Source organism: Citrobacter sp. 506, assembly GCF_050434985.1.
GTDB lineage: Bacteria > Pseudomonadota > Gammaproteobacteria > Enterobacterales > Enterobacteriaceae > Citrobacter > Citrobacter braakii.
In genome coordinates this window covers 1-25,116 of sequence record NZ_JBNDJN010000002.1, presented here as the reverse complement: position 1 = coordinate 25,116, position 25,116 = coordinate 1, and the positions used below count along the sequence as shown (strand labels likewise).

20 protein-coding genes and 1 pseudogene are annotated in these 25,116 nt (G+C 52.6%); 19 read left to right on the top strand and 2 right to left on the bottom strand.

Annotated features, from left to right (window positions below; translation table 11 throughout):
- The first annotated feature begins 99 nt into the window (after nt 1–99).
- Nucleotides 100–969 carry a DNA-3-methyladenine glycosylase 2 gene (alkA, locus tag ABIE10_RS10215; RefSeq protein ID WP_279265666.1) on the top strand — a complete coding sequence of 290 codons (870 nt, stop codon included), beginning with the start codon at nt 100–102 and terminating at the stop codon, nt 967–969.
- Here the strand turns inward: alkA and ABIE10_RS10210 are convergent.
- A complete protein-coding gene (locus ABIE10_RS10210) occupies nt 937–4,266 on the bottom strand; it encodes a diguanylate cyclase (protein WP_429155523.1) in 3,330 nt (1,109 codons plus the stop codon). The two genes, alkA and ABIE10_RS10210, sit on opposite strands and share 33 nt — an antisense overlap.
- Before the next feature lie 315 nt (nt 4,267–4,581).
- Here ABIE10_RS10210 and udk point away from each other — a divergent pair, with 315 nt between their 5' ends.
- From udk to asmA, 3 genes are all read left to right on the top strand, one after another.
- Nucleotides 4,582–5,223 (top strand): uridine kinase, encoded by a 642-nt coding sequence (gene udk / locus ABIE10_RS10205; RefSeq protein ID WP_003036776.1) that lies wholly within the window; start codon nt 4,582–4,584, stop codon nt 5,221–5,223.
- A 91-nt stretch (nt 5,224–5,314) separates the two neighbouring features.
- Nucleotides 5,315–5,896, top strand: coding sequence for a dCTP deaminase (gene dcd / locus ABIE10_RS10200; RefSeq protein ID WP_016153598.1), 582 nt, complete (start codon nt 5,315–5,317; stop codon nt 5,894–5,896).
- A gap of 25 nt (nt 5,897–5,921) precedes the next feature.
- Entirely contained in the window at nt 5,922–7,772 is a 1,851-nt protein-coding gene (asmA, locus tag ABIE10_RS10195; protein WP_429155520.1) for an outer membrane assembly protein AsmA, read from the top strand.
- Between the two features lie 44 nt (nt 7,773–7,816).
- Here the strand turns inward: asmA and ABIE10_RS10190 are convergent, their stop codons facing one another.
- Nucleotides 7,817–9,400, bottom strand: coding sequence for a TerC family protein (locus tag ABIE10_RS10190; protein ID WP_019077138.1), 1,584 nt, complete (start codon nt 9,398–9,400; stop codon nt 7,817–7,819).
- Between the two features lie 652 nt (nt 9,401–10,052).
- On the opposite strand from ABIE10_RS10190, the gene ABIE10_RS10185 reads away from it, so the two are divergent.
- From ABIE10_RS10185 to ABIE10_RS10115, 15 genes and pseudogenes are all read left to right on the top strand, one after another.
- Entirely contained in the window at nt 10,053–11,192 is a 1,140-nt protein-coding gene (locus ABIE10_RS10185; protein WP_029139591.1) for a polysaccharide export protein, read from the top strand.
- A 5-nt stretch (nt 11,193–11,197) separates the two neighbouring features.
- Nucleotides 11,198–11,647, top strand: coding sequence for a low molecular weight protein-tyrosine-phosphatase Wzb (gene wzb, locus ABIE10_RS10180; RefSeq protein WP_016156925.1), 450 nt, complete (start codon nt 11,198–11,200; stop codon nt 11,645–11,647).
- Nucleotides 11,644–13,806: a tyrosine-protein kinase Wzc gene (gene wzc, locus ABIE10_RS10175; protein ID WP_046275965.1), complete on the top strand. Its 2,163-nt coding sequence runs from the start codon at nt 11,644–11,646 to the stop codon at nt 13,804–13,806. Before wzb ends, wzc begins: the two co-directional genes overlap by 4 nt.
- Nucleotides 13,807–13,926: 120 nt before the next feature.
- A complete protein-coding gene (wcaA, locus tag ABIE10_RS10170; protein WP_016153592.1) occupies nt 13,927–14,769 on the top strand; it encodes a colanic acid biosynthesis glycosyltransferase WcaA in 843 nt (280 codons plus the stop codon).
- 2 nt (nt 14,770–14,771) lie between these two features.
- On the top strand, nt 14,772–15,260 hold the full coding sequence (gene wcaB / locus ABIE10_RS10165; RefSeq protein ID WP_016156923.1) for a colanic acid biosynthesis acetyltransferase WcaB: 489 nt from the start codon (nt 14,772–14,774) through the stop codon (nt 15,258–15,260).
- On the top strand, nt 15,257–16,474 hold the full coding sequence (gene wcaC, locus ABIE10_RS10160; protein WP_286455122.1) for a colanic acid biosynthesis glycosyltransferase WcaC: 1,218 nt from the start codon (nt 15,257–15,259) through the stop codon (nt 16,472–16,474). The genes wcaB and wcaC overlap by 4 nt, the downstream gene beginning before the upstream one ends.
- Nucleotides 16,449–17,666, top strand: a complete 1,218-nt coding sequence (gene wcaD, locus ABIE10_RS10155) for a colanic acid polymerase WcaD (RefSeq protein ID WP_016153589.1) — start codon at nt 16,449–16,451, stop codon at nt 17,664–17,666. Before wcaC ends, wcaD begins: the two co-directional genes overlap by 26 nt.
- Nucleotides 17,667–17,671: 5 nt before the next feature.
- Nucleotides 17,672–18,418 (top strand): colanic acid biosynthesis glycosyltransferase WcaE, encoded by a 747-nt coding sequence (gene wcaE, locus ABIE10_RS10150; RefSeq protein WP_019077134.1) that lies wholly within the window; start codon nt 17,672–17,674, stop codon nt 18,416–18,418.
- 9 nt (nt 18,419–18,427) lie between these two features.
- Nucleotides 18,428–18,982 (top strand): colanic acid biosynthesis acetyltransferase WcaF, encoded by a 555-nt coding sequence (wcaF, locus tag ABIE10_RS10145; RefSeq protein WP_016153587.1) that lies wholly within the window; start codon nt 18,428–18,430, stop codon nt 18,980–18,982.
- Between the two features lie 24 nt (nt 18,983–19,006).
- Nucleotides 19,007–20,128, top strand: coding sequence for a GDP-mannose 4,6-dehydratase (gene gmd / locus ABIE10_RS10140; RefSeq protein WP_016156920.1), 1,122 nt, complete (start codon nt 19,007–19,009; stop codon nt 20,126–20,128).
- Between the two features lie 2 nt (nt 20,129–20,130).
- A complete protein-coding gene (fcl, locus tag ABIE10_RS10135) occupies nt 20,131–21,096 on the top strand; it encodes a GDP-L-fucose synthase (protein ID WP_259687035.1) in 966 nt (321 codons plus the stop codon).
- A 2-nt stretch (nt 21,097–21,098) separates the two neighbouring features.
- A complete protein-coding gene (locus tag ABIE10_RS10130) occupies nt 21,099–21,578 on the top strand; it encodes a GDP-mannose mannosyl hydrolase (RefSeq protein WP_115190464.1) in 480 nt (159 codons plus the stop codon).
- Nucleotides 21,575–22,801 carry a colanic acid biosynthesis fucosyltransferase WcaI gene (wcaI, locus tag ABIE10_RS10125; protein WP_429155514.1) on the top strand — a complete coding sequence of 409 codons (1,227 nt, stop codon included), beginning with the start codon at nt 21,575–21,577 and terminating at the stop codon, nt 22,799–22,801. The genes ABIE10_RS10130 and wcaI overlap by 4 nt, the downstream gene beginning before the upstream one ends.
- Nucleotides 22,801–24,237, top strand: coding sequence for a mannose-1-phosphate guanyltransferase (gene cpsB / locus ABIE10_RS10120; RefSeq protein WP_019077131.1), 1,437 nt, complete (start codon nt 22,801–22,803; stop codon nt 24,235–24,237). The genes wcaI and cpsB overlap by 1 nt, the downstream gene beginning before the upstream one ends.
- 127 nt (nt 24,238–24,364) lie before the next feature.
- Nucleotides 24,365–25,116, top strand: a pseudogene (locus ABIE10_RS10115) (phosphomannomutase CpsG); the annotation flags it as partial.

Sequence of the window (25,116 nt, the reverse complement as noted above, 5' to 3'; positions counted from 1 at the left end):
TTTAACGAAATGTTGACGCTCCGACAACTGGAATATGAAAGCAAGGCGCATCGATTGAATACCGTTTATGCTGTAGGTTTGCATAAAAAGGAAAACTGAATGTTCGCGCTGAGCTGGCAACCGCCTTATGACTGGCCCTGGATGCTGGGATTTCTTGCCGCCCGTGCGGTTGACGGTGTCGAAACGGTGGAGGAACTGAGTTATACCAGAAGCCTGTCCGTAGGGGAGCATCGGGGTCTGGTGCGCGTCGTACCGGATTTGCATGTCAATGTGCTACACGTGACGTTAAGTTCGGGATTACAACCCGCCGCCCCCGAGTGCCTGGCGAAAATAACCCGTTTGTTTGATCTTACCTGTTGCCCGCAGCAAATTGTCAGCGCGCTGGGAAGCCTTGGTGCGGCGCGTCCGGGACTGCGCCTGCCGGGATGTGTCGATGCTTTTGAGCAAGGGGTACGGGCGATTTTAGGGCAGTTAGTCAGCGTGGCTATGGCGGCAAAACTGACAGCGAAAGTCGCGCATGCTTATGGCGACACGCTGGAGGATGCGCCAGGGTATGTTTGTTTTCCCATGCCTGAAGCGCTTGCTGACGCCGAACCGCTGCACCTGAAAGCGTTAGGGATGCCGCTCAAACGCGCTGAAGCGTTGATTCACCTGGCGCGTGCAACGCTTGAAGGAACGCTTGCGACAGTAGCGCCTGACGATATTGAGCAAGGTGTTAAGCAACTACAAACGTTTCCCGGAATAGGGCGCTGGACCGCCAACTATTTTGCGCTGCGTGGTTGGCAGGCGAAGGATGTTTTTTTGCCGGATGATTATCTGATTAAACAGCGTTTTCCCGGCATGACGCCAGCCCAGATCCGGCGGTATGCAGAGCGTTGGAAACCCTGGCGTTCCTATGCACTCTTGCATATCTGGTACACGGATGGCTGGCAGCCGTCAGTTGATGGCGAAATTACTGGTATTCAGTAGCAGATCCAACGGTTGGGCGCTGGCAATAATGTCGCCATAAATCATATCAATACCGATGCCGGAAAGCGCATCCATGATAAGCGGCAACTGCACCGGACCGGCGATGCTTTTAATGTCCAGACGCTGGGCATGTCCCTGGATAATGGACACCCACATCTCGTCAATCAGGTCTCCGTGAGCGCTGGCGCTTAGCTCGCTGTCAAGCAACAGGTAATCGACAATGTGGTATTTCAGATTGTCAAAAAGCTCTAAATCACGACCGACCTGACTTAACACAATTCGACAACCGAACTGACGTAGCCGATGCAGGGCGGATATCGCCTGCGTTGGATTCGTTTTGATGACGCTGGCCGGAACGGTCAGGTGCAGCAGGCGTGGCGGTAACGGGCTATGTTGCAATTGTTCCAGCAGCTCATCAACAAGTTCTGAATTGAGCAGCCCGGCGGCGGAAAGGGGGAGCGCAACACTGAGGCCCTTGCTGGCGACTGCCGGGGCAGCATTCTGGAAGAATTCGCTGAATACCCGACGGTCGAGCGCTTGATTCAATGTGGGATCGACCAGCCCGGTACGGAATGTCTGCTCTTCAATCACTTCGCCTTCAGCGGTCCCTAAGCGTAGCGATATAAGCCAGAAGCTAAACGTCTCAGGTATACGTGGAGAAGCCACGCCTCTGGCGATCATCAGCATCGGGCTGTGCGTAATGGTATGCTTTTGTTCGTCCAATGACAGTTGGCTACGCGCGGCATGCGCCTGGCTTTGCTGGGGTTCATAGACGCAGACACGCCCACGTCCGCTGTTTTTCGCCGCGTAGCAGGCGATATCCGCCTGAGACATGACGTCAGTCGCGATATGGTTTTTGTCATCAATCAGCGTAATTCCCGCACTGGCGCCAATGCGGTGCAAGCGGCCATCCCACATGAAGTGGTAATCGTTAATAGCACTGATGATGCGACCTGAGATGAAGCGGGCGCTTTCGATATTACAATCTGGCAGCAACAGACCAAACTCGTCGCCGCCAAGGCGCGCCAGCATATCGCTGGACCGCAGCATGCTTAGCATCAGTGAAGAGAGTTCGCGCAGCAGGGCATCGCCAGCGGCATGCCCTGCGCTATCGTTCACCGCTTTAAAACGATCAAGATCGATAAAAACCAGCACATGACTCTGGTGCGCGTCGTGTACCGTATGCAGCAACTGTTTGAGATGGTTTTCAAAGCTGACCCGATTGGCCAACTGCGTCAGGTCGTCATGCGAAGCGCTGTAGCTAAGCTGGCGCAGCATCTTACGTGACTCGGTGACATCCTGAATGACCAGCACCGAGCCAATGCTGCCGCCATCAAGGGTACTGAGGGGCGTGATGCTGTACTGAATGTCATAACTGTTGCCGTTGCGACAATGCAGGACGACTTCTTGTTCCATTGCCTTACGCGACATGTCGGCGCTGTAGATATTTTCCATCAGCGGACCGTTATCGCCGAAAGTAATACGCAGTACCGTCAGGAGCGGAATGCCAATTGCGTTTTCCTGCTGCCAGCCGCTCATTTTCTCAGCGACCGGATTCATAAAGGTCACATTCATGTCGACATCAATACAAATCACCGCCTCGCCGATGGAGTCCAGTGTAATATGCAAACGCTCTTTTTCTTGAAACAGCGCTTCGTTGAGCTGCTTCACCTCGGTCATATCCATATTGATGCCAAGTAAGCGTTCAACTTCACCGTCTTTATTCAGTACCCGGTTGGCCAATGAGCGGATATGCCGTATGCCACCTTTTACCGCGATACGAAACTCAAGCTTAAACGGGGCTCGTGCGGCCAGCGAATCGCGAATCACATTTTCGGCGTGTTCGCGATCTTCAGGCACAACGCATTCATACCAGACTTGCCAGCTGGGCTTGATATGTGCCGGGACTTCGTAGAGATCGAACATACGCTTATCCCAGCTGATCACATCAGGCTGCAGTTCCCATTCCCAAATGCCGATCCCCCCGGCTTCATTAGCGAGCGTAATGCGCTCCATCAGCCGTTTGTTCATCCACTCGGTGTGCTTCAGATCGTTAATGTCCTCAATCTGCGCAATAAAGTAGAGTGGGGTGGTGTCGCTATGGCGCACCAGCGAAACGGCCAGCAAGGCCCATACCACCTCGCCTGCGCGCGTGTAATAGCGTTTCTCCATGGAATAGCTGTTAATTTCCCCGCGCGCCAGCATGTTTAACTGTTCGAGGTCATTGTTCAAATCTTCCGGCCAGGTTAATTGCTGGAAGGTGAGCGAGCGTAGCTCCTCCTGGCTATAACCCAGAAACTGGCACAAGGCTTTATTGGCCTGTAGCCATTGCCCCTCGGTCCCGACCAGCGCCATGCCAATTGCGGAATATTCCATAGCATTGCGAAAGCGCGCTTCGCTTTCTGAGATGTGCTTGCGTTCTGCCCGAAACGCGTACATCACCATGGTCATCATATTGGCTGGCAACAGGATCATCAAAAACGGCAGCCACGGTATGCTGGTCATCATGTTCTGTTTGGGGGTGTAGAGCAGCGAAGGGTCAGCGGCCAACATCAGCGAAACCATCATCACGGTGCTGAGGAAAATTAAAAACGCCTCCATACGAGGCAGACGGACAGCGCTCCACATCAACAGGACAATAACGCAGGTAAACGGCCATGGAATGAACATCATCGACAGCCAACTGAACGTTAACGTCACCAGAAGCGTAATCAGAGTTTCAAGCAGTAATCGCGGATTGCGGTGGCGCAGCAGATAATGTGGCTTAAACAGTAAACCTAATGGTACCAGCGCCAGCGCGCCGATGGATTCTGACAGCACCCAAATGAGGAAGGTATTTAACGACGTTTCTTGCGGTAATAATAACCAGAGTAATACGCCGCCCAGCAGCGGAGGGACCACTGCGCTGCCGAATGCCAGGCGCGCCCAGTCGTTGAGATTTTGTAAAGGATTGTACCAGGGCAGCAGTTTGCGCAATAACATTGCCCCCACGACAGCCTCAATAATGTTGATGGCCGTGTAGGTAAAGCTAAGCGACTCGCCGGGGAAGAAGAGCAAAGAACCCGCGATGTTACCCAATGAGCACGCCAGCGCGATCCCCGGCCACATTTTTCCCGCATGGCGGTAAAAAGCCACCATCATGATTGAGGTCGGAAACCACAGCGGCGCCAGCTGCGCACCGAAACGAGACAGTTCCAGCGAGAACAGCGTAAAGATGAAAGCCACCAGACCTAAACTGGCCAGGCGCAGTAGAGGATGAGGTAAGGTAACTAAAACATGTTGGGATTGTTTACTCATTACCACTCTACCCAAATAGCCGTTGTCGCCCAGTAGAGATGCCGGACGCATCACATTTAATCTGGGTTTATGCTAGTACAAATAATTTACAATTTATACGCCAGCTGCTCATAAATTAACACTCTCAAGCTATTAATTACTAAGGCTGGCGAATAAATGTAGCGCATGCTTTAAATATGACCGTTTTAATTTGCGACAGGGAAGGCATTGGTGCAGCCTGGGCTGGCGTCGCGCCGCTGAAATCCCTATAATTGCCGCGTTTGGCGTTTCGGCGCCGCCCTTCCTAACATCCAGGTTAATCAGGTCGCTAAATTTATGACTGATCAGTCCCATCAGTGCGTCATTATCGGCATTGCCGGCGCATCGGCTTCCGGCAAGAGTCTTATTGCCAGTACTCTTTATCGCGAATTGCGTGAACAAGTCGGTGACGAACATATTGGCGTTATTCCCGAAGACAGCTATTACAAAGATCAAAGCCATCTATCGATGGAAGAGCGTGTAAAAACCAACTACGACCATCCGAACGCGATGGATCACAGCCTGCTGTTCCAACATCTGCAAACGCTGAAACGCGGTAGTGCCATTGAGCTGCCGGTGTACAGCTACGTTGAGCACACGCGCACGCAAGACACTATTCATATCGAACCCAAGAAAGTCATCATCCTGGAAGGCATTTTGCTGCTGACGGATGCGCGTTTGCGTGATGAGATGAACTTCTCTATTTTTGTTGATACCCCGCTGGATATTTGCCTGATGCGCCGTATCAAGCGCGATGTGAACGAACGTGGTCGTTCAATGGATTCAGTGATGGCGCAATATCAGAAAACCGTCCGTCCGATGTTCCTGCAATTTATTGAGCCTTCAAAACAATACGCCGACATCATTGTGCCGCGCGGGGGTAAAAACCGCATCGCCATAGATATTCTGAAGGCTAAAATCAGTCAGTTCTTTGAATAAGTTCAGCGAATTGTGTACCGTTCAGTGATAACCTGGTTCACCCTTAACGCACCTGGCATTAAGGGGTTGAAGCACGAAAGGAGAAAGTGCCATGCGTTTATGTGACCGAGATATTGAAGCCTGGTTGGATCAAGGTCGTCTGTCGATCAATCCACGCCCTCCTGTCGAGCGAATCAACGGCGCCACGGTAGATGTGCGCCTTGGCAACAAATTCCGTACGTTCCGCGGGCATACGGCGGCGTATATCGATCTGAGCGGACCGAAAGATGAAGTCAGCGCCGCGCTGGATCGCGTGATGAGTGATGAAATCGTCCTCAAAGACGGCGAGGCATTTTTCCTGCATCCGGGCGAACTGGCGCTGGCAGTGACGTTCGAATCCGTGACGCTGCCTTCCGATCTTGTGGGTTGGTTAGATGGTCGCTCTTCGCTGGCGCGTCTGGGACTGATGGTACACGTCACCGCACACCGTATTGATCCGGGTTGGTCTGGCTGTATCGTACTGGAGTTTTACAACTCCGGAAAACTACCGCTGGCCCTGCGTCCTGGCATGCCGATTGGCGCATTAAGCTTCGAACCGCTTTCCGGTCCGGCGGCGCGACCTTACAACCGTCGTCAGGATGCAAAGTATCGCGATCAGCAGGGCGCCGTTGCCAGCCGGATCGATAAAGACTGAGTATTTTCAGTCCATTGGGGATAGCATGAGACGATTTCTGACGACGCTGATGATTCTACTGGTCGTGCTGGTGGCTGGTTTTTCTGCGTTAGTACTGTTGGTTAATCCGAATGATTTCCGCGCATATATGGTCAAGCAGGTTGCGGCGCGTAGCGGATATCAGCTGCAGTTGGATGGTCCTCTGCGTTGGCACGTATGGCCACAGCTGAGTATCCTCTCGGGGCGCATGGTGTTAACGGCTGAAGGCGCCAGCGAACCCCTGATTCGTGCCGACAATATGCGTCTTGACGTCGCGTTGTGGCCGCTGTTGAGTCACCAGCTCAGCGTGAAGCAGGTGATGCTCAAAGGCGCAGTGATTCAACTGACCCCGCAAACTGAAGCGGTGCGCGGCGAAGATGCGCCCGTTGCCCCAAAAGACAATACCTTGCCCGACCTGGCTGAAGACAGAGGATGGTCGTTTGATATTGCCCGCCTGCGTGTTGCCGATAGCGTTCTGGTATTCCAGCATGAAGACGATGAACAGATCACGGTTCGCGATATTCGTCTGGACATGGAACAGGATAATCAGCACCGCGGCACGTTTGATTTCTCCGGGCGCGTTAACCGCGATCAGCGTGACCTCGCATTATCCTTCAACGGCAGCGTTGATGCCTCCGACTATCCGCATAACTTATCCGCGAATATTGAGCAGCTAAGCTGGCAACTGCAGGGGGCCGATCTACCGACGCAGGGGATCAAAGGTCAGGGACAGTTTCAGGCGCAGTGGCTGGAAGAGAAAAAACAGCTCGCGTTTAGCCAGATTCATTTGACCGCTAACGACAGCTCTCTCGCCGGGCAAGCTCATGTGACATTGTTGGATAAACCAGAATGGGCCGTCGACCTGAAGTTTGGTCAGCTCAATCTGGACAATCTGCTCGTACAGCGTGAGGCTGTGACGACGAACGGTGAGGTTCAGCAAGGTCAGAGTCAGTCAACGCTGGCGCGCCCCGTCATTGCTTCCCAGGTTGATGCCGTTTCGTATCAGGGACTGAAGGGATTTTCGGCAGACATCGCGTTGCAAGCTGACAAAGTGCTGTGGCGGAAAATGGTGTTTGACAATGTCTCGGCAAAAATTGACAACCAGTTCGGCTTATTGAACGTTACGCAGTTGCAGGGGAAAAGTGACGGCGGGCTGGTGTCGCTTCCTGGTATGCTGGATGCCAGAAAAGGACAGCCGCGAGCGGTCTTCCATCCGCGCCTGGAAGGCGTGGAAATTGGTACTATCCTGAAAGCCTTCGACTACCCCATCGCCCTCACCGGTAAGCTATCACTGGCAGGGGATTTCTCTGGCTCAGATATTGATGCCCAGGCGTTTCGTCATAGCTGGCAAGGGCAGGCCCATGTCGAAATGAGCGATACGCGAATGGAAGGAATGAACTTCCAGCAGATGATACAACAGGCCGTCGAGCGTAACGGTGGGGATGTTAAAGCTCAGCAAAACCTGGATAACGTGACCCGGTTGGATCATTTTGTAACCGATATGACGCTGGATAACGGCGAGGTTACGCTGGATAACATGGCGGGTGAGTCGGCGATGCTGGCGCTGACCGGCAAGGGAACGCTGGATCTGGTGAAGCTGAATTGCGACACGCTGTTTAACATTCGCGTGCTGGGCGGCTGGGATGGCGAAAGTAAGCTGATTAACTTCCTGAAGGCTACTCCGGTTCCTCTTAGAGTCTACGGTCAGTGGCAGGCGCTAAACTACAGTCTGCAGGTCGACCAGATTTTGCGTAAGCATTTGCAGGATGAAGCGAAACGTCGCCTTAACGACTGGGCCGATCGCAATAAAGACTCCCGCAACGGTAAAGATGTTAAAAAGTTGCTGGATAAACTCTGATTCATATTGCCGGATGGCGGTCGATGCCGCCTCCGGCTCGTGATTTACACCTCGTAATCCATCTCTTCTTCACTGTGCAGCGGTATCAGTTGGACTTTTTGCACGCGATGATTTTCCACCTGCAGGGTTTTTAGTCGATAGTCGCCAACCTGAACTTCCTCCCCGGTTTTCGGGATGCGCTGCAAATACTCCATTAACAGTCCGGCAATGGTGTGATATTCACGCTTATCATCTAACGGGATAGGCACGTACTGCACCAGATCTTCCAGCGGCATGTGTCCGTTTGCGGTCCATGAACCATCCGCGTTTTTCTGAATGTCATGGCGGGCGTCAATCTCCTCTACCTCATTTGGCAGGTTACCGGCGATGGTTTCCATCACGTCACTGAGCGTTACAATCCCTTCAACTGACCCAAATTCATCGGCCACAAAAGCGAAGTGCGTCCGGGCGTTACGGAACTGCTCAAGCGCCGGAAGCAGCGGCAGAGTTTCCGGGAACACCAACGGCTGGCGAATCAAGACGCGTAAGTCGAGCGGCTCGCCGCGAAGAGATTGCTGCAGCAGGTCGATGACATGCACCACGCCCAGCAAGTCTTCCTGCTCATCTTCGCCGGTGACCACCAGACGCGTATGCTGGTTTTTTTCCAGCAAAGCGCGGATTTCTGTTTCCGGCGCATTGAGGTCGATGTGTTCAATATCATGGCGCGAGGTCATGATACTGCTGACCGTACGCTGATTAAGGTTCAGCACACGTTCAATCATCCGCCGTTCCTGAGGGGCAAAAATTTGTCCTTCATGATGGTCTGCCAGCATTGCCGCGGTTTCGGCATCCAGTTCGGCGTCTTCTTTTTGCCCGCTCAGCAGTCGCATTACCGCCTCGGCGGTGCGCTGGCGCAGGGTATGGTTGGCTGACAGGAAGCGACGGCGGTTAAAGATAGCTAACTGGTTCAATGCTTCTATCATGACCGAGAAGCCGATGGCGGCGTACAGGTAACCTTTCGGAATATGGAAACCAAACCCATCGGCGACCAGACTGAAACCAATCATCAGCAAGAAGCTCAGGCACAGAATGACGATAGTGGGATGGCTGTTGACAAAGCGCGTCAGCGACTTGCTGGCAAGCACCATCAGGCTGATGGCAATAATCACCGCAGCCATCATTACTGCCAGGTGATCGACCATCCCTACGGCGGTAATGACGGAATCCAGGGAGAAGATAGCGTCCAGCACGACTATTTGCGCGACGACGCCCCAGAACTTAGCGCCTTTACGCTGGGTCGGGTTCTCGCTGTCTTTGCCTTCCAGCCGTTCGTTTAGCTCCATGGTGGCTTTAAACAGCAGGAAGAAACCGCCGAACAGCATGATCAGATCGCGCGCGCTGAAGCTCAGGCCGCGAATGCTGAACAGCGGCGTGGTCAGCGTTACCAGCCATGATATTGATGCCAACAGCAGCAAGCGCATGACCATCGCCAGCAGTAGCCCGGTAATACGCGCCTTATCCCGCTGGGCAGGAGGCAGTTTCTCCGCGAGGATGGCAATAAAAACAAGATTATCAATGCCAAGAACAAGTTCGATCACGATTAGCGTGACGAGTCCGGCCCAGATTGACGGATCGGCAATCCATTCCATAGTAAATGCTATACCCATAGTTGTATGACAATTGTCACAATTCGATCATGGGTAAAACTGGCGAAAAATGCAATGGCGAGGAGGGATTTCTCTGTAGCCTATTACAACCAGGTACGGGATATTAGCCTTAATGTAACTACAGGAAATAATATTATTTATCCAAAGCTCTTTAAGAAATATCGCAGGTGGGATATTTTTATATTAATGTTGTCAATATCAATAAAATCCTAAAAATATACAAATTCAACGCTTAATATTAATCTTAAAAGCAAGTTGTCGGTAACTTGTTACCTTGCCTGATATTCGCTTAGCTGCAACAATTCCTCCGGTAATAATCAAAAGATAAATATTTCCTTATCAACCAGCGGCGCTATTCCTGATGCGTTCCCGCTGTGAATGTGATGAAAATAAAGGGGAAGATAAAATTTATATTAATCAGTGCATTGGTAGCTAATAAGCCAGGGGCGGTAGCGTGTCTGGTCGCCTGAGACGAGCCTAAATTATTCTGTCAAGAGACCGCAGATGAATTCATTTTTTTTAGGACAGATGCCAGTTAAATTCCTTTTCAATTAACGGCAAGGTAAATGCGTACAGGCGAAGTCGCTATTTAGATCGCACGTGATAATTACTCTGCCAAAGTGATAAATAATCAATGATGAAATCCAAACTTAAATTGATGCCTGTATTGGTATCGGTAATCTTGATAAACGGTTGTACCGTGCTTCCGGGCAGCAATATGTCTACGATGGGCAAAGATGTGATTAAACAGCAGGACGCTGATTTTGATATCGATCGCATGGTGAATGTTTATCCACTCACCCCACGACTGGTCGAACAATTACGTCCCCGACCAAATGTTGCGCAGCCTAATATGTCTCTCGACCAGGAGATTGCCGGGTATCAGTACCGGGTCGGCCCGGGCGATGTCCTGAATGTTACCGTCTGGGATCATCCTGAACTCACCACGCCGGCCGGGCAGTATCGTAGCTCAAGTGATGCCGGCAACTGGGTGCAGCCTGATGGCACCATGTTTTACCCCTACATCGGCAAAGTTAGCGTGTCAGGGAAAACGTTGGCCGAAATTCGTAGTGATATTACCGGGCGCTTAGCGAAGTACATTGCTGACCCGCAGGTGGACGTTAATATCGCCGCTTTCCGTTCGCAGAAGGCCTATGTCTCCGGGCAGGTGAACAAATCCGGCCAGCAGGCCATCACCAACGTGCCGCTTACCGTTCTCGATGCCATTAACGCCGCAGGCGGTCTCACCGAGGCGGCAGACTGGCGCAACGTTGTACTGACTCATAAAGGGCAGGAGCAACGCATTTCACTGCAAGCGCTAATGCAAAATGGCGACCTGAGCCAGAACCGTCTGCTCTATCCTGGCGACATCCTGTTTGTTCCGCGTAATGACGATTTGAAAGTCTTCGTAATGGGGGAAGTGAAAAAACAGAGCACCCTCAAAATGGACTTCAGCGGCATGACGCTCACCGAAGCACTCGGCAACGCGGAAGGTATCGACCTGACCACCTCCAACGCCAGCGGCATTTTCGTTATTCGTCCATTGAAAGGCGAGGGCGGGAACAACGGCAAGATCGCCAATATCTATCAGCTTGATATGTCCGATGCGACATCGCTGGTGATGGCGACGTCATTCCGACTCCAGCCATACGATGTGGTGTACGTCACTACCGCGCCGGTTGCTCGCTGGAACCGTTTGATCAATCAGTTGCTGCCGACTATTAGCGGTGTTCGCTATATGACGGACACGGCCAGCGACCTTCACAACTGGTAATCGTCATGTTTAACAAAATCTTAGTTGTCTGTGTGGGGAACATTTGCCGCTCTCCGACGGCAGAGCGCTTGTTAAGGCAATTTCACCCGGCGTTGACGGTCTCTTCTGCCGGCCTTGGGGCGTTGGTAGGCAAAGGCGCGGACCCGTGCGCCATCAGCGTGGCGCAGGCGCACAACCTGTCACTGGAGAATCATTGTGCCCGGCAGATCTCGGGACGAATGTGCCGGGAGTATGACCTGATCCTGACCATGGAAAAACGCCATATCTCTGCCCTGTGTGAAATGGTGCCGGAGATGCGCGGCAAAGTGATGCTGTTTGGTCACTGGGACAGCGAGCGCGAAATTCCCGATCCGTATCGTAAAAGCCGCGATGCGTTTGACGCGGTGTACGCATTACTTGAACGGTCTGCACGCCAATGGGCTCAGGCATTGAACGCAGAGCAGGGAAAACAATGACAGAAAAAGTAAAACAGTCTGCTGCGCCGGTAACGGGCAATGATGAAATCGATATTGGTCGTCTGGTGGCAACGGTGGTGGAAGCCCGCTGGTGGGTGCTTGGTATTACTGCGGCATTTGCATTATGCGCAGCGGTCTACACGCTATTTGCCACTCCCATCTACAGTGCGGACGCGCTGGTGCAAATTGAGCAAAATACCGGAAATTCACTGGTGCAGGATATTGGCTCGGCGTTGTCGAACAAACCTCCGGCCTCTGAAGCGGAAATTCAGCTCATCCAGTCACGGCTGGTATTGGGGAAAACGGTAGACGATCTCAACCTGGATATCGCGGTTACCAAAGATACGTTCCCCATTTTTGGCGCGGGTTGGGATCGGTTGATGGGGCGCCAGAACGAAACGGTTAACGTGACGACTTTCACGCTGCCAAAGGCAATGAATGAACAGACCTTCACGCTAAGCGTGCTGAATGACAAAAGTTATCAGCTGGTGAGTGACGGAGGTTTTAGCGCCCAGGGGCAGGTTGGGCAGGTGCTGAAACATGACGGCGTGACGATGCTGGTCGAGGCGATCCATGCCAGCCCTGAGAGCCAATTTACCGTCAGCAAATTCTCCACGCTGGGCATGATCAACACCCTGCAAAATAATCTGATGGTGACGGAAACCGGCAAAGACACTGGCGTACTGAGCCTGACCTTTACCGGCGAAGACCGCGAGCAAATCCGCCAGATCCTTGACAGTATTACCCGCAACTACCTGCAACAAAACGTGGAGCGTAAATCTGAAGAGGCCGCCAAAAGTCTGGCGTTTCTGGCAAAGCAGTTGCCCGAGGTACGTAACCGGCTGGACGTTGCCGAAAACAAGCTGAATGCCTTTCGTCAGGACAAAGACTCCGTGGATTTGCCGCTGGAAGCCAAAGCGGTGCTGGATTCCATGGTGAATATTGATGCGCAGCTTAATGAGCTGACCTTCAAAGAAGCGGAGATTTCCAAGCTGTTCACCAAAGCGCACCCTGCGTACCGCACCTTGCTGGAAAAACGCCAGGCGCTGGAAGATGAGAAAAGCAAGCTGAACGGGCGCGTAACGGCGATGCCGAAAACGCAGCAGGAAATTGTCCGCCTGACGCGTGACGTGGAGTCCGGCCAGCAGGTCTATATGCAACTGCTGAACAAGCAGCAGGAGCTGAAGATTACCGAGGCCAGTACGGTCGGAGATGTACGCATCGTCGATCCCGCGATTGCCCAGCCAGGCGTGCTGAAGCCGAAAACGACGCTGATTATTCTCGGCAGCATCATTCTTGGTTTGATGCTTTCAGTGGTGGGCGTACTGCTGCGTTCCCTGTTTAATCGCGGCATTGAAAGCCCACAGGCGCTGGAAGAGCATGGCATCAGCGTGTATGCCAGCATTCCACTATCAGAATGGCAAAAAGCTCGCGATAACGTGCAAACCATTAAAGGCGTGAAACGCTACAAGCAAAGCCAGTTGCTGGCAGTGGGGAATCCGACGGATCTTGCGATAGAAGCGGTCCGCAGCCTGCGTACCAGCCTGCACTTTGCCATGATGCAGGCGCGCAACAACGTCTTGATGCTGACCGGCGTCAGCCCGTCAATTGGTAAAACGTTTGTCTGCGCCAACCTGGCGGCGGTCGTTAGTCAGACCAACAAACGCGTGCTGTTGATCGACTGCGACATGCGCAAAGGTTATACCCACGAGCTGCTGGGGACCAATAACGTTAACGGTCTGTCTGAGATCCTCATCGGCAAGGGGGATATCTCATCCAGCGCGAAACCGACATCGATTCCACATTTCGATCTGATCCCTCGCGGACAAATTCCCCCCAACCCCTCCGAACTGCTGATGAGTGAACGCTTTGGCGAACTGATTGCATGGGCCAGCTCGCACTATGACCTGGTGCTGATCGATACCCCGCCAATACTGGCGGTGACCGACGCGGCTATCGTGGGGCGTCACGTTGGAACCACGCTGATGGTGGCGCGTTACGCGGTCAACACGCTGAAAGAGGTGGAAACTAGCCTGAGTCGCTTCGAGCAAAACGGCATTCAGGTGAAAGGGGTGATCCTGAACTCGATCTTCCGCCGTGCCAGCGGGTATCAGGATTACGGTTATTACGAATACGAGTACACCTCGGATTCGAAATAGATTATGAACATTGCCGGATAGCGGCCCACAAAAACATATTTATACCCGTCATACTTCGAGTTGCAGGAAAGCCAACGCAGATGCAACTCGAAGTATGACGGGGATATCTGGGAAACGAAAATGACGACAGACAACCCGCTAATTTCAATTTATATGCCCACCTGGAACCGTCAGCAACTGGCCATCCGGGCGATTAAATCGGTACTGCGCCAGGACTATCCTCACTGGGAGATGATCATTGTGGATGATTGCTCTTCCTCGTATGAGCAACTGCAGCAATTTGTTGAAGAGCTCAACGATCCGCGTGTGTCGTATACGCGTAATCCCACTAACTCCGGAGCCTGTGCGGTGCGTAATCAGGCCATCATGCAGGCCAGTGGGCAATATATTACGGGTATTGATGATGATGATGAATGGACGCCGAACCGCCTGAGCGTATTTCTCAATTATCGCCATCATCTGGTGACGCGGGCGTTTCTGTATGCCAATGACTATGTCTGTGAAGGCGAAGTATATTCGCAGCCGACCAGTTTGCCGCTCTATCCGAAGGCCGTTTATTCACGCCGTAAATTTTATAAGCGCAATATTATTGGTAATCAGGTGTTTACCTGGGCCTGGCGGTTTAAAGCATGCCTGTTCGATACCACGCTGAAAGCGGCGCAGGATTATGACATTTTCCTGCGCATGGTGGTGGCGTATGGCAAACCGTGGAAGGTAAAAGAGGCAACGCAGATCCTGCATGTGAATCACGGTGAAATGCGTATTACCTCATCCCCGCATAAATTCTCCGGCTACTTTCAGTTCTACCGTAAGCACAAAGGCAAATTTGACCGGGCCAGCAAGAAATATCAGCTGTTTACCCTCTACCAAATCCGCAATAAACGGATGAACTGGCGCACGTTGCTGACGCTGCTTTCTGTTCGCAATAGTAAGCGCCTGGCCGACGGACTGCGAGGACGCTAAGTATGCTGGAAGATTTACGCGCGAACGGCTGGAGTCTGCGACCCTGCTGCATGGTGGTGGCCTATCGGATTGCCCATTTTTGCTCCGTCTGGCGTAAAAAAAATGTCTTGAACAACCTGTGGGCGGCGCCGGTACTGGTGATGTATCGCCTTATCACTGAATGCGTGTTTGGCTATGAAATCCAGGCCGCTGCATCTATTGGTCGTCGTTTCACCATCCATCATGGCTATGGGGTGGTGATCAATAAACACGTGGTGGCGGGGGATGATTTCACCCTGCGCCACGGCGTCACCATCGGCAATCTTGGCGGCAACGATCTGTCCTGTCCGGTCATCGGTAACGGCGTTGAGCTGGGGGCCAATGTCACTCTGCTTGGCGGCGTTGCCATTGGCGATAACGTGACGATTGGCGCCGGGAGCGTCGTAGTGGATAGCATCCCGGACAATACGCTGGTCGTGGGCGAGAAGGCACGGGTGAAGGTAATAAAATGAAGATATTACAGTTTAATGTGCGGCTCGCAGAAGGCGGGGCGGCAGGCGTGGCGTTAGATTTGCATCTGAGGGCGCTGGAAAAAGGGTTGTCATCGCATTTTGTCTACGGCTATGGCAAAGGCGGTAAGAAAAGCGTCAGCCATGCGAATTACCCACAGGTTATCAAACATACGCCACGTCTGACGTCGGCGGCGAATATTGCGCTGTTTCGTTTCGCGAACCGCGACATGTTTGGCAATCTCGACAAGTTGTACCGTCCGGTTACCCGCACTTCCGGCCCGCTGGTACTGCATTTTCATGTGTTGCACAGCTACTGGTTGAATCTGGAAGAGGTGGTCGCCTTTTGCCAAAAAGTGAAGGCGCATAAACCGGATATCACCTTCGTCTGGACGCTGCACGATCACTGGAGCGTGACCGGGCGCTGTGCCTTTACCGATGGTTGCGAAAGCTGGAAAACGGGCTGTCAGAAATGTCCAACGCTCAGTAACTATCCGCCGGTAAAAATCGATAAAGCCCATCAACAGTTGCCTGGTAAACGGCAGATGTTTCGCGCCATGCTGGCGCTGGGCTGCCAGTTCATCTCGCCCAGTCAGCATGTGGCCGATGCATTCAACAGTCTGTATGGCACCGGTCGTTGCCGCATTATTAACAATGGCATCGATGTGGCAACGGAAGCCATTCTTGCCGAACTTCCCGCTAAGCATGAGGAAAGCGGCAGACCGAAAATCGCCGTAGTGGCCCATGACCTGCGCTATGACGGTAAAACCAGTCAGCAACTGGTGCGAGCGATGATTGCGCTCGGAGACAAAATTGAGCTGCATACCTTCGGCAAATTTTCTCCGTTTGTCGGGGATAACGTCATCAATCACGGGTTTGAGAGCGATAAGCGCACGTTGATGAGCGCGCTTAACGAGATGGATGGGCTGGTGTTCAGCTCGCGCGTTGATAACTACCCGCTGATTCTGTGCGAAGCGCTTTCCATCGGCGTACCGGTGATTGCTACGCACAGCGATGCCGCGCAGGAAGTGCTGGCGAAATCGGGCGGCAAAACGTTCAGCGAAGCGGATGTTTTGCACCTGGTGCAACTGAAAAGATCAGACATTGCGCAGGCGGTATTTGACACGTCGCTTGCCGCGTTCAGCCAGCGCAGCCGGGTGGCATACAGTGGGCAACAGATGCTGGAGGAGTATGTCTCGTTCTATCAGAATCTGTAGCTATCTGGTGCTACCGCTGCTTTATCTGCTGGTTAACGTCAAACTCGCCCAGCTTGGCGAGAGCTTCCCGATAACTATCGTCACGTTTTTGCCCGTTCTGCTGTTGCTGTTTGTCGAGCGCATCAATATTAAAAAATTAATGATTGCGCTGGGTGTGGGGGGCGGACTGACGGCGTTTAACTATCTGTTCGGACAATCACTGGATGCCAGCAAGTACGTGACGTCCGCAATGCTGTTTGTCTATACCGTGGTGATTATCGGTATGGTGTGGAGTATTCGCTTCAAAACCATTTCGCCGCATAACTACATTAAGATCTTGCGTTTTTTCTGGCTGGTTGTGGGCCTGGTGGTGGGGTTAGCTGCGGTGGAAATGGCGCAGATAATTCTTAGTGGTGGCAGCAGTTTAATGGAAGTTATTTCGAAATATCTTATTTACAGTAATAGCTATGTTCTGAACTTTATTAAGTTTGGCGGGAAGCGTACCACTGCACTCTATTTCGAACCGGCATTCTTCGCTCTGGCGTTAATCTCAATTTGGCTCAGTATCAAACAGTTTGGTATCAAAACGCCTAAGTCCGATGCTATGATTCTGGCAGGGATAATATTATCAGGATCGTTTTCAGGGGTAATGACATTTATTTTGTTTTACCTCCTGGAGTGGGCGTTCCAGTATCTGAATAAAGATGCGATAAAAAAGAAGTTGCCGCTGGCGATAATCTCATTAAGCGTGTTTGTTGTTGGTGTGATATTTGCGTTTCCGTACATCGCGACACGGCTTGGAGATTTAGGAACTGAAGGCTCATCATCGTATTATCGTATCGTGGGACCATTAGTAATGGTCGGTTATTCGTTACTTAACGTTGATGGGGTAGTGAGATTCGGCTCACTTTATGAATATGTTGCGTCATTCGGAATTTTTAACGGTGCAGATGTTGGTAAAACGATAGACAATGGCTTGTATCTGCTGATTATTTATTTTTCATGGTTCGCGGTGATATTAGCCCTGTGGTACATGGGGAAAGTCATGAAGATGATGATCAATGCGTTTGGTGATAATCAGAATTATCGGGTGCAGCTTTATCTTTTTACGCCGCTGTCGCTGTTTTTTACAGGTTCAGTATTTAGTCCGGAATACGCATTTTTAATTGTGTGTCCGTTTATTTTGCGCAAGGCGCTGAATATAGCGAGGTAGAACGCATGCTGCTCAGTATTATTACCGTCGCCTTTCGTAATCTGGAAGGGATCGTCAAAACTCACGCGTCGTTAGCTCATCTGGCGCAGGCGGGTGATATCAGTTTTGAGTGGATTGTTGTTGATGGCGGCTCCTCTGACGGTACCTCGGCCTTTCTTGAAGGGCTCAGTGGAGAGCACCGGTTACGGTTTGTCAGCGAGCCGGATAAGGGCATCTATGATGCAATGAACAAAGGTATCGCTATGGCGCGCGGGCGGTTTGCGCTGTTCCTCAACTCCGGGGATATTCTGCATGCAGATGCTGCTCATTTTATCCGCCAGCTAAAAACGCAGAGCGATAAAGCGATGGTCATTGGCGATGCGTTGCTGGATTTCGGTAATGGTAACAAAATTAAGCGGCGGGCCAAGCCGGGTTGGTATATTTATCACAGCCTTCCCGCCAGCCATCAGGCAATCTTCTTTCCTCTCTCTGGACTGAATGTCTGGCGCTATGATTTGCAATATAAGATATCGTCTGATTACGCACTGGCAGCCAAATTATACAAGTCAGGTTACGCGTTTAAAAAGCTGAGCGGGCTGGTGTCAGAGTTTTCCATGGGTGGGGTGTCAACGACGAATAATCTGGAATTGTGCCGGGATGCAAAAAAGGTACAGCGCCAGATATTACACATGCCAGGTTTTTGGACCGGGTTGTCAGAATATTTACGTCTGCGCACAACTGGTAAAACAAAAACCTTATATGGAAAAGCGTAAGGGTACATTATGCAGGATTTAAGCGGCTTCAACGTGCCGGGAGGTTTTCGCGGCGGCGGTGCCATTAAAGTGCAATTATGGTGGGCAGTGCAAGCCACATTATTTCGCTGGTCCCCGCAGGTAATGTATCGCTGGCGTGCGTTTTTATTGCGAATGTTTGGCGCAAAAATAGGAAAAAACGTAGTTATTCGACCTTCAGTAAAAATTACTTATCCGTGGAAATTAACCCTGGGAGATTATTCCTGGGTGGGTGATGACGCGGTTTTATATACGCTGGGTGATATTACGATTGGTGCGCACGCGGTTATTTCGCAAAAAAGTTATTTATGCACCGGGAGTCATGATTATGCCAGTCAACATTTTGATATTAACGCCACACCAATTGTAGTTGGTGATAAATGCTGGCTGGCGACAGATGTCTTTGTCGCGCCTGGCGTGACGATTGGCGATGGCACCGTCGTCGGAGCACGCAGCAGTGTATTTAAATCGCTGCCAGCCAATGTCGTTTGTCGGGGAAATCCCGCAATAGTCACACGCGAACGCGTCGAGAAAGTTACTCCCTGAGGGGATCATTTAAGAGGTAATAACATGTCAAAAGTCGCTCTCATCACTGGCGTAACCGGGCAGGATGGTTCTTACCTGGCAGAGTTCCTGCTGGAAAAAGGGTATGAAGTACACGGTATTAAGCGCCGCGCTTCATCATTCAACACCGAACGAGTGGACCACATCTATCAGGATCCGCATTCGGGCAATCCCAAATTCCATCTGCACTATGGCGATTTGACGGACTCCTCCAACCTGACCCGTATTTTACAGGAAGTGCAACCGGATGAGGTCTATAACCTCGGCGCCATGAGTCATGTCGCGGTGTCGTTTGATTCACCGGAATACACCGCGGATGTCGATGCTATCGGCACCTTGCGTTTGCTGGAAGCTATCCGCTTCCTCGGCCTGGAAAAGAAGACCCGTTTTTATCAGGCTTCCACCTCTGAACTGTACGGTCTGGTACAGGAAATCCCGCAGAAAGAGAGCACGCCGTTCTACCCGCGCTCGCCGTATGCCGTTGCTAAGCTGTACGCCTACTGGATAACCGTCAACTACCGCGAATCTTACGGTATGTATGCCTGTAACGGCATTCTGTTTAACCACGAATCTCCGCGCCGCGGCGAAACCTTTGTCACGCGCAAAATTACGCGTGCGATCGCCAACATCGCGCAGGGGCTGGAGTCTTGCCTGTACCTGGGCAATATGGATTCGCTGCGTGACTGGGGGCATGCCAAAGATTACGTCAGGATGCAGTGGATGATGCTGCAGCAGGACAAGCCGGAAGATTTCGTGATTGCCACCGGCGTGCAGTATTCCGTGCGCCAGTTTGTGGAAATGGCCGCCGCTCAGTTGGGGATTAAATTGCGCTTTGAAGGCGAGGGCGTGAATGAGAAAGGCATTGTGGTTTCCGTAACCGGACACGACGCGCCGGGTGTGAAACCTGGGGATGTCATGATTGCCGTCGATCCGCGCTATTTCCGTCCGGCAGAGGTGGAAACGCTGCTGGGCGATCCGGCCAAAGCACATGAAAAACTGGGCTGGAAGCCGGAAATCACGTTGCGCCAGATGATCTCGGAAATGGTTGCCAACGATCTTGAAGCAGCGAAGAAGCATTCCCTGCTGAAGTCGCACGGTTACGAGGTAGCCATCGCGCTGGAGTACTGAGGATGAAGACACAACGTATTTTTGTGGCGGGCCATCGCGGGATGGTGGGGTCCGCCATCGTCAGACAATTGTCGCAGCGAGATAATGTCGAGCTGGTGCTGCGTAGCCGCGACCAACTTAACCTGCTGGACGCCAGTGCGGTGCAGGCGTTCTTTGCCACTGAACGTATTGACCAGGTTTATCTGGCGGCGGCAAAAGTCGGCGGGATCGTGGCGAATACTACTTATCCTGCTGATTTTATTTATGAAAACATGATGATTGAGAGCAACATTATTCATGCTGCGCATTTGCATAACGTGAATAAACTGCTGTTCCTCGGATCATCCTGTATTTATCCAAAGCAAGCCACCCAGCCAATAGCTGAAAGCGAGCTGTTGCAGGGGCAGCTGGAACCGACCAATGAGCCGTATGCGATTGCCAAAATTGCCGGGATCAAGCTGTGCGAATCGTATAACCGCCAGTATGGCCGCGATTATCGCTCGGTGATGCCGACCAATCTGTATGGGCCGCATGACAACTTCCACCCGAGTAATTCGCATGTGATCCCGGCGCTGCTGCGCCGCTTTCATGACGCTCGCGAGCACAATACGCCGGATGTGGTGGTGTGGGGAAGCGGGACGCCAATGCGTGAATTTCTGCATGTTGACGATATGGCAGCGGCCAGTATCCACGTGATGGAACTGGCTCAGGAAGTCTTGCAGGAATATACCCAGCCGATGCTGTCGCATATCAACGTGGGCACCGGCGTGGACTGCACTATCCGCGAACTGGCGCAAACCATCGCGCAGGTCGTGGGTTACAAGGGGCGCGTGGTGTTCGACGCCAGCAAACCGGATGGAACGCCGCGCAAATTGCTCGATGTTACGCGTCTACATCAGTTGGGCTGGTATCACGAGATATCACTGGAAGCGGGGCTTGCCAGTACCTGGCAGTGGTTCCTTGAAAACCAGCAGCGCTACCGGGGGTAAGCATGTTTTTACGTCATGAGGATTTTGCCACCGTAGTACGTTCAACTCCGCTGATTTCCATCGATTTGATCGTGGAAAACACCCACGGTGAATTTCTGCTCGGTAAGCGTCTCAATCGTCCGGCGCAGGGTTACTGGTTCGTGCCCGGCGGTCGGGTGCAAAAAGATGAACCGCTGCACGTGGCCTTTGAGCGGCTTACTGAAGCGGAGCTGGGATTACGTTTACCGCTGTCCGCTGCGGAGTTTTACGGTGTCTGGCAGCACTTCTATGACGACAACTTTTCTGGGGATGATTTCTCAACGCATTACATCGTGCTGGGATTTCGTCTGCGGGTGTCGGAAAACGACTTGCAACTGCCCAATGTCCAACATGATGCGTACCGATGGATGGCGGCTACACAGATTCTGGTCAGTGACCACGTGCACGACAACAGTCGGGCTTACTTCTGTAAAACAAGTCAGGCCGGAGTACCCGGGCTATGAAGATCCTCGTGTATGGCATCAACTATTCGCCGGAGTTGACCGGTATCGGCAAATACACCGGTGAAATGGTGGAGTGGATGGCGCAGCAGGGGCATGACGTTCGGGTGATCACCGCGCCGCCTTATTATCCCCAGTGGAAGGTAAACGGCAGTTATTCATCCTGGCGCTACCGTCGCGAAGAGGGCGACGCCCTCGTCTGGCGTTGTCCGCTGTATGTGCCTGAGCAACCCTCAACGCTCAAGCGCCTGCTGCATTTAGGCAGTTTCGCCCTGAGCAGTTTTTTCCCGCTACTGGCGCAACGTCGCTGGAAGCCAGATCGCATTATCGGCGTGGTGCCGACGCTGTTTTGCACGCCAGGCATGCGCCTGCTGGCAAAGCTTTGTGGCGCACGTACGCTATTGCACGTTCAGGATTACGAAGTCGATGCCATGTTGGGGCTAGGAATGGCGGGCAAAGGCACGCGCGGTATGGTGGCAAAACTGGCCAGCGCCTTTGAGCGCAGTGGGCTGTTGAATATGGACCATATTTCGACGATTTCCCGTTCCATGATGCACAGCGCCATGGAAAAAGGCGTTGCGCCGCACAAGGTTATTTTCTTTCCGAACTGGTCAGAAGTGACGCGCTTTCGTGATGTGAGCGACGCCGATGCCCAGGCGTTGTCCCAGCAACTGGGATTGCCTGCCGATCAAAAGATCGTTCTTTACTCAGGCAATATCGGTGAAAAGCAGGGGCTGGAGAGCGTGATAGACGCAGCGGTCGAGTTGAGCGAGCACCCCTGGCTGTTTGTGCTTGTCGGGCAGGGCGGTGGTAAAGCGCGGCTGGAGAGTATGGCCTGCGAACGCGGCCTGAACAACGTGATGTTCTTTCCGCTGCAATCATATGACGCGCTGCCGGCGTTGCTCAAGATTGCGGATTGTCATCTGGTTGTGCAAAAGCGTGGTGCGGCTGATGCCGTACTGCCCTCCAAATTGACCAATATCCTCGCTGTTGGTGGTAACGCAGTTATTACTGCCGAACCTGAAACCGAGCTGGGTCAGCTTTGTGACGCTCACCCTGGCATTGCGGTGTGCGTGGAGCCGGAGTCGGTAAACGCGCTGGTTTGCGGTATTAAACGGGCATTGATGATGCCAAAAGTAAACACGGTGGCACGTGATTATGCCGAACGCACGCTGGATAAAGAAAACGTGCTGAGTCAATTTCTTGCAGATATACGGGGTACATGATGAGTCAAAGCAAACTCTTTCCGGTGGTGATGGCCGGTGGCTCAGGGAGCCGTTTATGGCCACTGTCCCGCGTGCTGTACCCAAAGCAGTTCCTGTGCCTGAAAGGCGATCTCACCATGCTGCAGACGACGATTTGCCGTCTGAACGGCGTGGAGTGCGAAAGCCCGGTGGTTATCTGTAATGAACAACACCGTTTTATCGTAGCGGAACAGTTACGACAGCTGCACAAGCTGACTGAGAACATCATTCTCGAACCTGCCGGGCGTAACACGGCACCGGCGATAGCGCTGGCCGCGCTGGCGGCAAAACGTCAAAGTCCGGGTGAGGATCCGCTGCTGCTGGTCTTGGCGGCCGATCACATGATTGCCGACGAAGAGGCATTCCGCGAGGCGGTTCGCAATGCGATGCCCTATGCCGGAGCGGGTAAGCTGGTGACGTTCGGTATCGTGCCGGACCAGCCGGAAACCGGCTATGGCTATATCCGCCGGGGGGAAGTCTCGCCGACGAATACCGACGCTGTGGCTTTTGAAGTGGCACAGTTTGTTGAAAAGCCCAATCTGGAAACCGCGCAGGCTTACGTGACGAGCGGCGACTACTACTGGAACAGCGGCATGTTCTTGTTCCGGGCCGGACGTTACCTGGAAGAACTGAAAAAGTATCGTCCCGACATTCTTGAAGCCTGTGAGAACGCCATGAGTACGGTCGACCCCGATCTCGATTTTATCCGCGTTGATGAACAGGCGTTTCTCGCCTGCCCGGAAGAGTCTGTGGACTATGCGGTAATGGAACGTACCGCCGATGCGGTGGTGATGCCAATGAATGCAGGCTGGAGCGATGTTGGCTCCTGGTCATCGCTGTGGGAAATCAGTGCCCATACCGCTGAAGGCAATGTGCATCACGGTGACGTTATTAGCCATAAAACGGAAAACAGTTACGTGTATGCCGAATCCGGCCTGGTGACGACCGTCGGGGTGAAAGATCTGGTGGTGGTGCAGACCAAAGACGCGGTGCTGATAGCCGATCGCAACGCGGTGCAGGACGTCAAAAAAGTGGTAGAGCAAATTAAGGCTGACGGGCGTCATGAGCATCATATTCACCGCGAAGTTTATCGTCCGTGGGGCAAGTACGACTCAATTGATGCCGGAGAACGTTACCAGGTGAAGCGAATTACCGTCAAGCCTGGTGAGGGATTGTCTGTGCAGATGCATCATCACCGGGCTGAACATTGGGTTGTGGTTGCCGGTACCGCGAAGGTGACAATCAATGATGATATCAAGCTGCTTGCTGAAAACGAGTCTGTCTATATTCCGCTGGGGGCGACCCATTGTCTGGAGAACCCTGGGAAAATTCCGCTCGATCTGATTGAAGTACGCTCCGGATCTTACCTCGATGAGGATGATGTGGTGCGGTTTGCGGATCGCTACGGGCGCGCGTAACACAACATCATCGTTGCCGGATGGCGGCGTGAACATCTTATCCGGCCTAAAAACTAACGGCTAGTCATTTTGTGAAAAATATCTCCAGTCAGGAGAGGGCTAACTGTTGCCTGAAGAAGGGTAAATCATGACGAAATTAACCTGTTTCAAAGCCTACGATATTCGCGGCAGGCTGGGCGAAGAGCTGAATGAAGAGATTGCGTGGCGAATTGGCCGCGCTTACGGCGAGTTCCTGAAGCCTAAATCTATTGTTCTGGGCGGCGATGTGCGTCTGACCAGCGAGACGCTAAAGCTGGCGCTGGCGAAAGGGCTGCAGGATGCGGGGGTGAATGTGCTGGATATTGGCATGTCGGGCACCGAAGAGATTTACTTCGCCACCTTCCACCTTGGCATTGACGGCGGTATTGAAGTGACCGCCAGCCATAATCCGATGGATTACAACGGCATGAAGCTGGTGCGGGAAGGGGCGCGGCCCATCAGCGGTGATACCGGTCTGCGCGACGTGCAGCGCCTGGCGGAAGCCAACGACTTCCCGGCGGTTGATGCGACAAAACGTGGCCACTATCAGCGTATTACTACCCGCGATGCCTACATCGACCACCTGCTGGGTTACATCAATCCCGGCAGCCTGAAACCGATGAAGCTGGTGCTCAACTCCGGCAACGGTGCGGCAGGTCCAGTGGTTGACGTCATTGAAGCCCGTTTTAAGGCGCTGGGGGTGCCGGTCGAGTTCATCAAAATTCACAATACGCCGGATGGCAACTTCCCCAACGGTATCCCCAATCCTCTGCTGCCGGAATGCCGGGCCGACACGCGCAATGCGGTGATTGAACACGGTGCGGATATGGGGATTGCCTTCGACGGTGATTTTGACCGCTG

Excerpts from the sequence above, each read along its gene's own strand:
- alkA (WP_279265666.1), top strand. The coding sequence starts at position 100 with ATGTTCGCGCTGAGCTGGCAACCGCCTTATGACTGGCCCTGGATGCTG.
- ABIE10_RS10210 (WP_429155523.1), bottom strand. The coding sequence starts at position 4,266 with ATGAGTAAACAATCCCAACATGTTTTAGTTACCTTACCTCATCCTCTA.
- udk (WP_003036776.1), top strand. The coding sequence starts at position 4,582 with ATGACTGATCAGTCCCATCAGTGCGTCATTATCGGCATTGCCGGCGCA.
- dcd (WP_016153598.1), top strand. The coding sequence starts at position 5,315 with ATGCGTTTATGTGACCGAGATATTGAAGCCTGGTTGGATCAAGGTCGT.
- asmA (WP_429155520.1), top strand. The coding sequence starts at position 5,922 with ATGAGACGATTTCTGACGACGCTGATGATTCTACTGGTCGTGCTGGTG.
- ABIE10_RS10190 (WP_019077138.1), bottom strand. The coding sequence starts at position 9,400 with ATGGAATGGATTGCCGATCCGTCAATCTGGGCCGGACTCGTCACGCTA.
- ABIE10_RS10185 (WP_029139591.1), top strand. The coding sequence starts at position 10,053 with ATGATGAAATCCAAACTTAAATTGATGCCTGTATTGGTATCGGTAATC.
- wzb (WP_016156925.1), top strand. The coding sequence starts at position 11,198 with ATGTTTAACAAAATCTTAGTTGTCTGTGTGGGGAACATTTGCCGCTCT.
- wzc (WP_046275965.1), top strand. The coding sequence starts at position 11,644 with ATGACAGAAAAAGTAAAACAGTCTGCTGCGCCGGTAACGGGCAATGAT.
- wcaA (WP_016153592.1), top strand. The coding sequence starts at position 13,927 with ATGACGACAGACAACCCGCTAATTTCAATTTATATGCCCACCTGGAAC.
- wcaB (WP_016156923.1), top strand. The coding sequence starts at position 14,772 with ATGCTGGAAGATTTACGCGCGAACGGCTGGAGTCTGCGACCCTGCTGC.
- wcaC (WP_286455122.1), top strand. The coding sequence starts at position 15,257 with ATGAAGATATTACAGTTTAATGTGCGGCTCGCAGAAGGCGGGGCGGCA.
- wcaD (WP_016153589.1), top strand. The coding sequence starts at position 16,449 with ATGTCTCGTTCTATCAGAATCTGTAGCTATCTGGTGCTACCGCTGCTT.
- wcaE (WP_019077134.1), top strand. The coding sequence starts at position 17,672 with ATGCTGCTCAGTATTATTACCGTCGCCTTTCGTAATCTGGAAGGGATC.
- wcaF (WP_016153587.1), top strand. The coding sequence starts at position 18,428 with ATGCAGGATTTAAGCGGCTTCAACGTGCCGGGAGGTTTTCGCGGCGGC.
- gmd (WP_016156920.1), top strand. The coding sequence starts at position 19,007 with ATGTCAAAAGTCGCTCTCATCACTGGCGTAACCGGGCAGGATGGTTCT.
- fcl (WP_259687035.1), top strand. The coding sequence starts at position 20,131 with ATGAAGACACAACGTATTTTTGTGGCGGGCCATCGCGGGATGGTGGGG.
- ABIE10_RS10130 (WP_115190464.1), top strand. The coding sequence starts at position 21,099 with ATGTTTTTACGTCATGAGGATTTTGCCACCGTAGTACGTTCAACTCCG.
- wcaI (WP_429155514.1), top strand. The coding sequence starts at position 21,575 with ATGAAGATCCTCGTGTATGGCATCAACTATTCGCCGGAGTTGACCGGT.
- cpsB (WP_019077131.1), top strand. The coding sequence starts at position 22,801 with ATGAGTCAAAGCAAACTCTTTCCGGTGGTGATGGCCGGTGGCTCAGGG.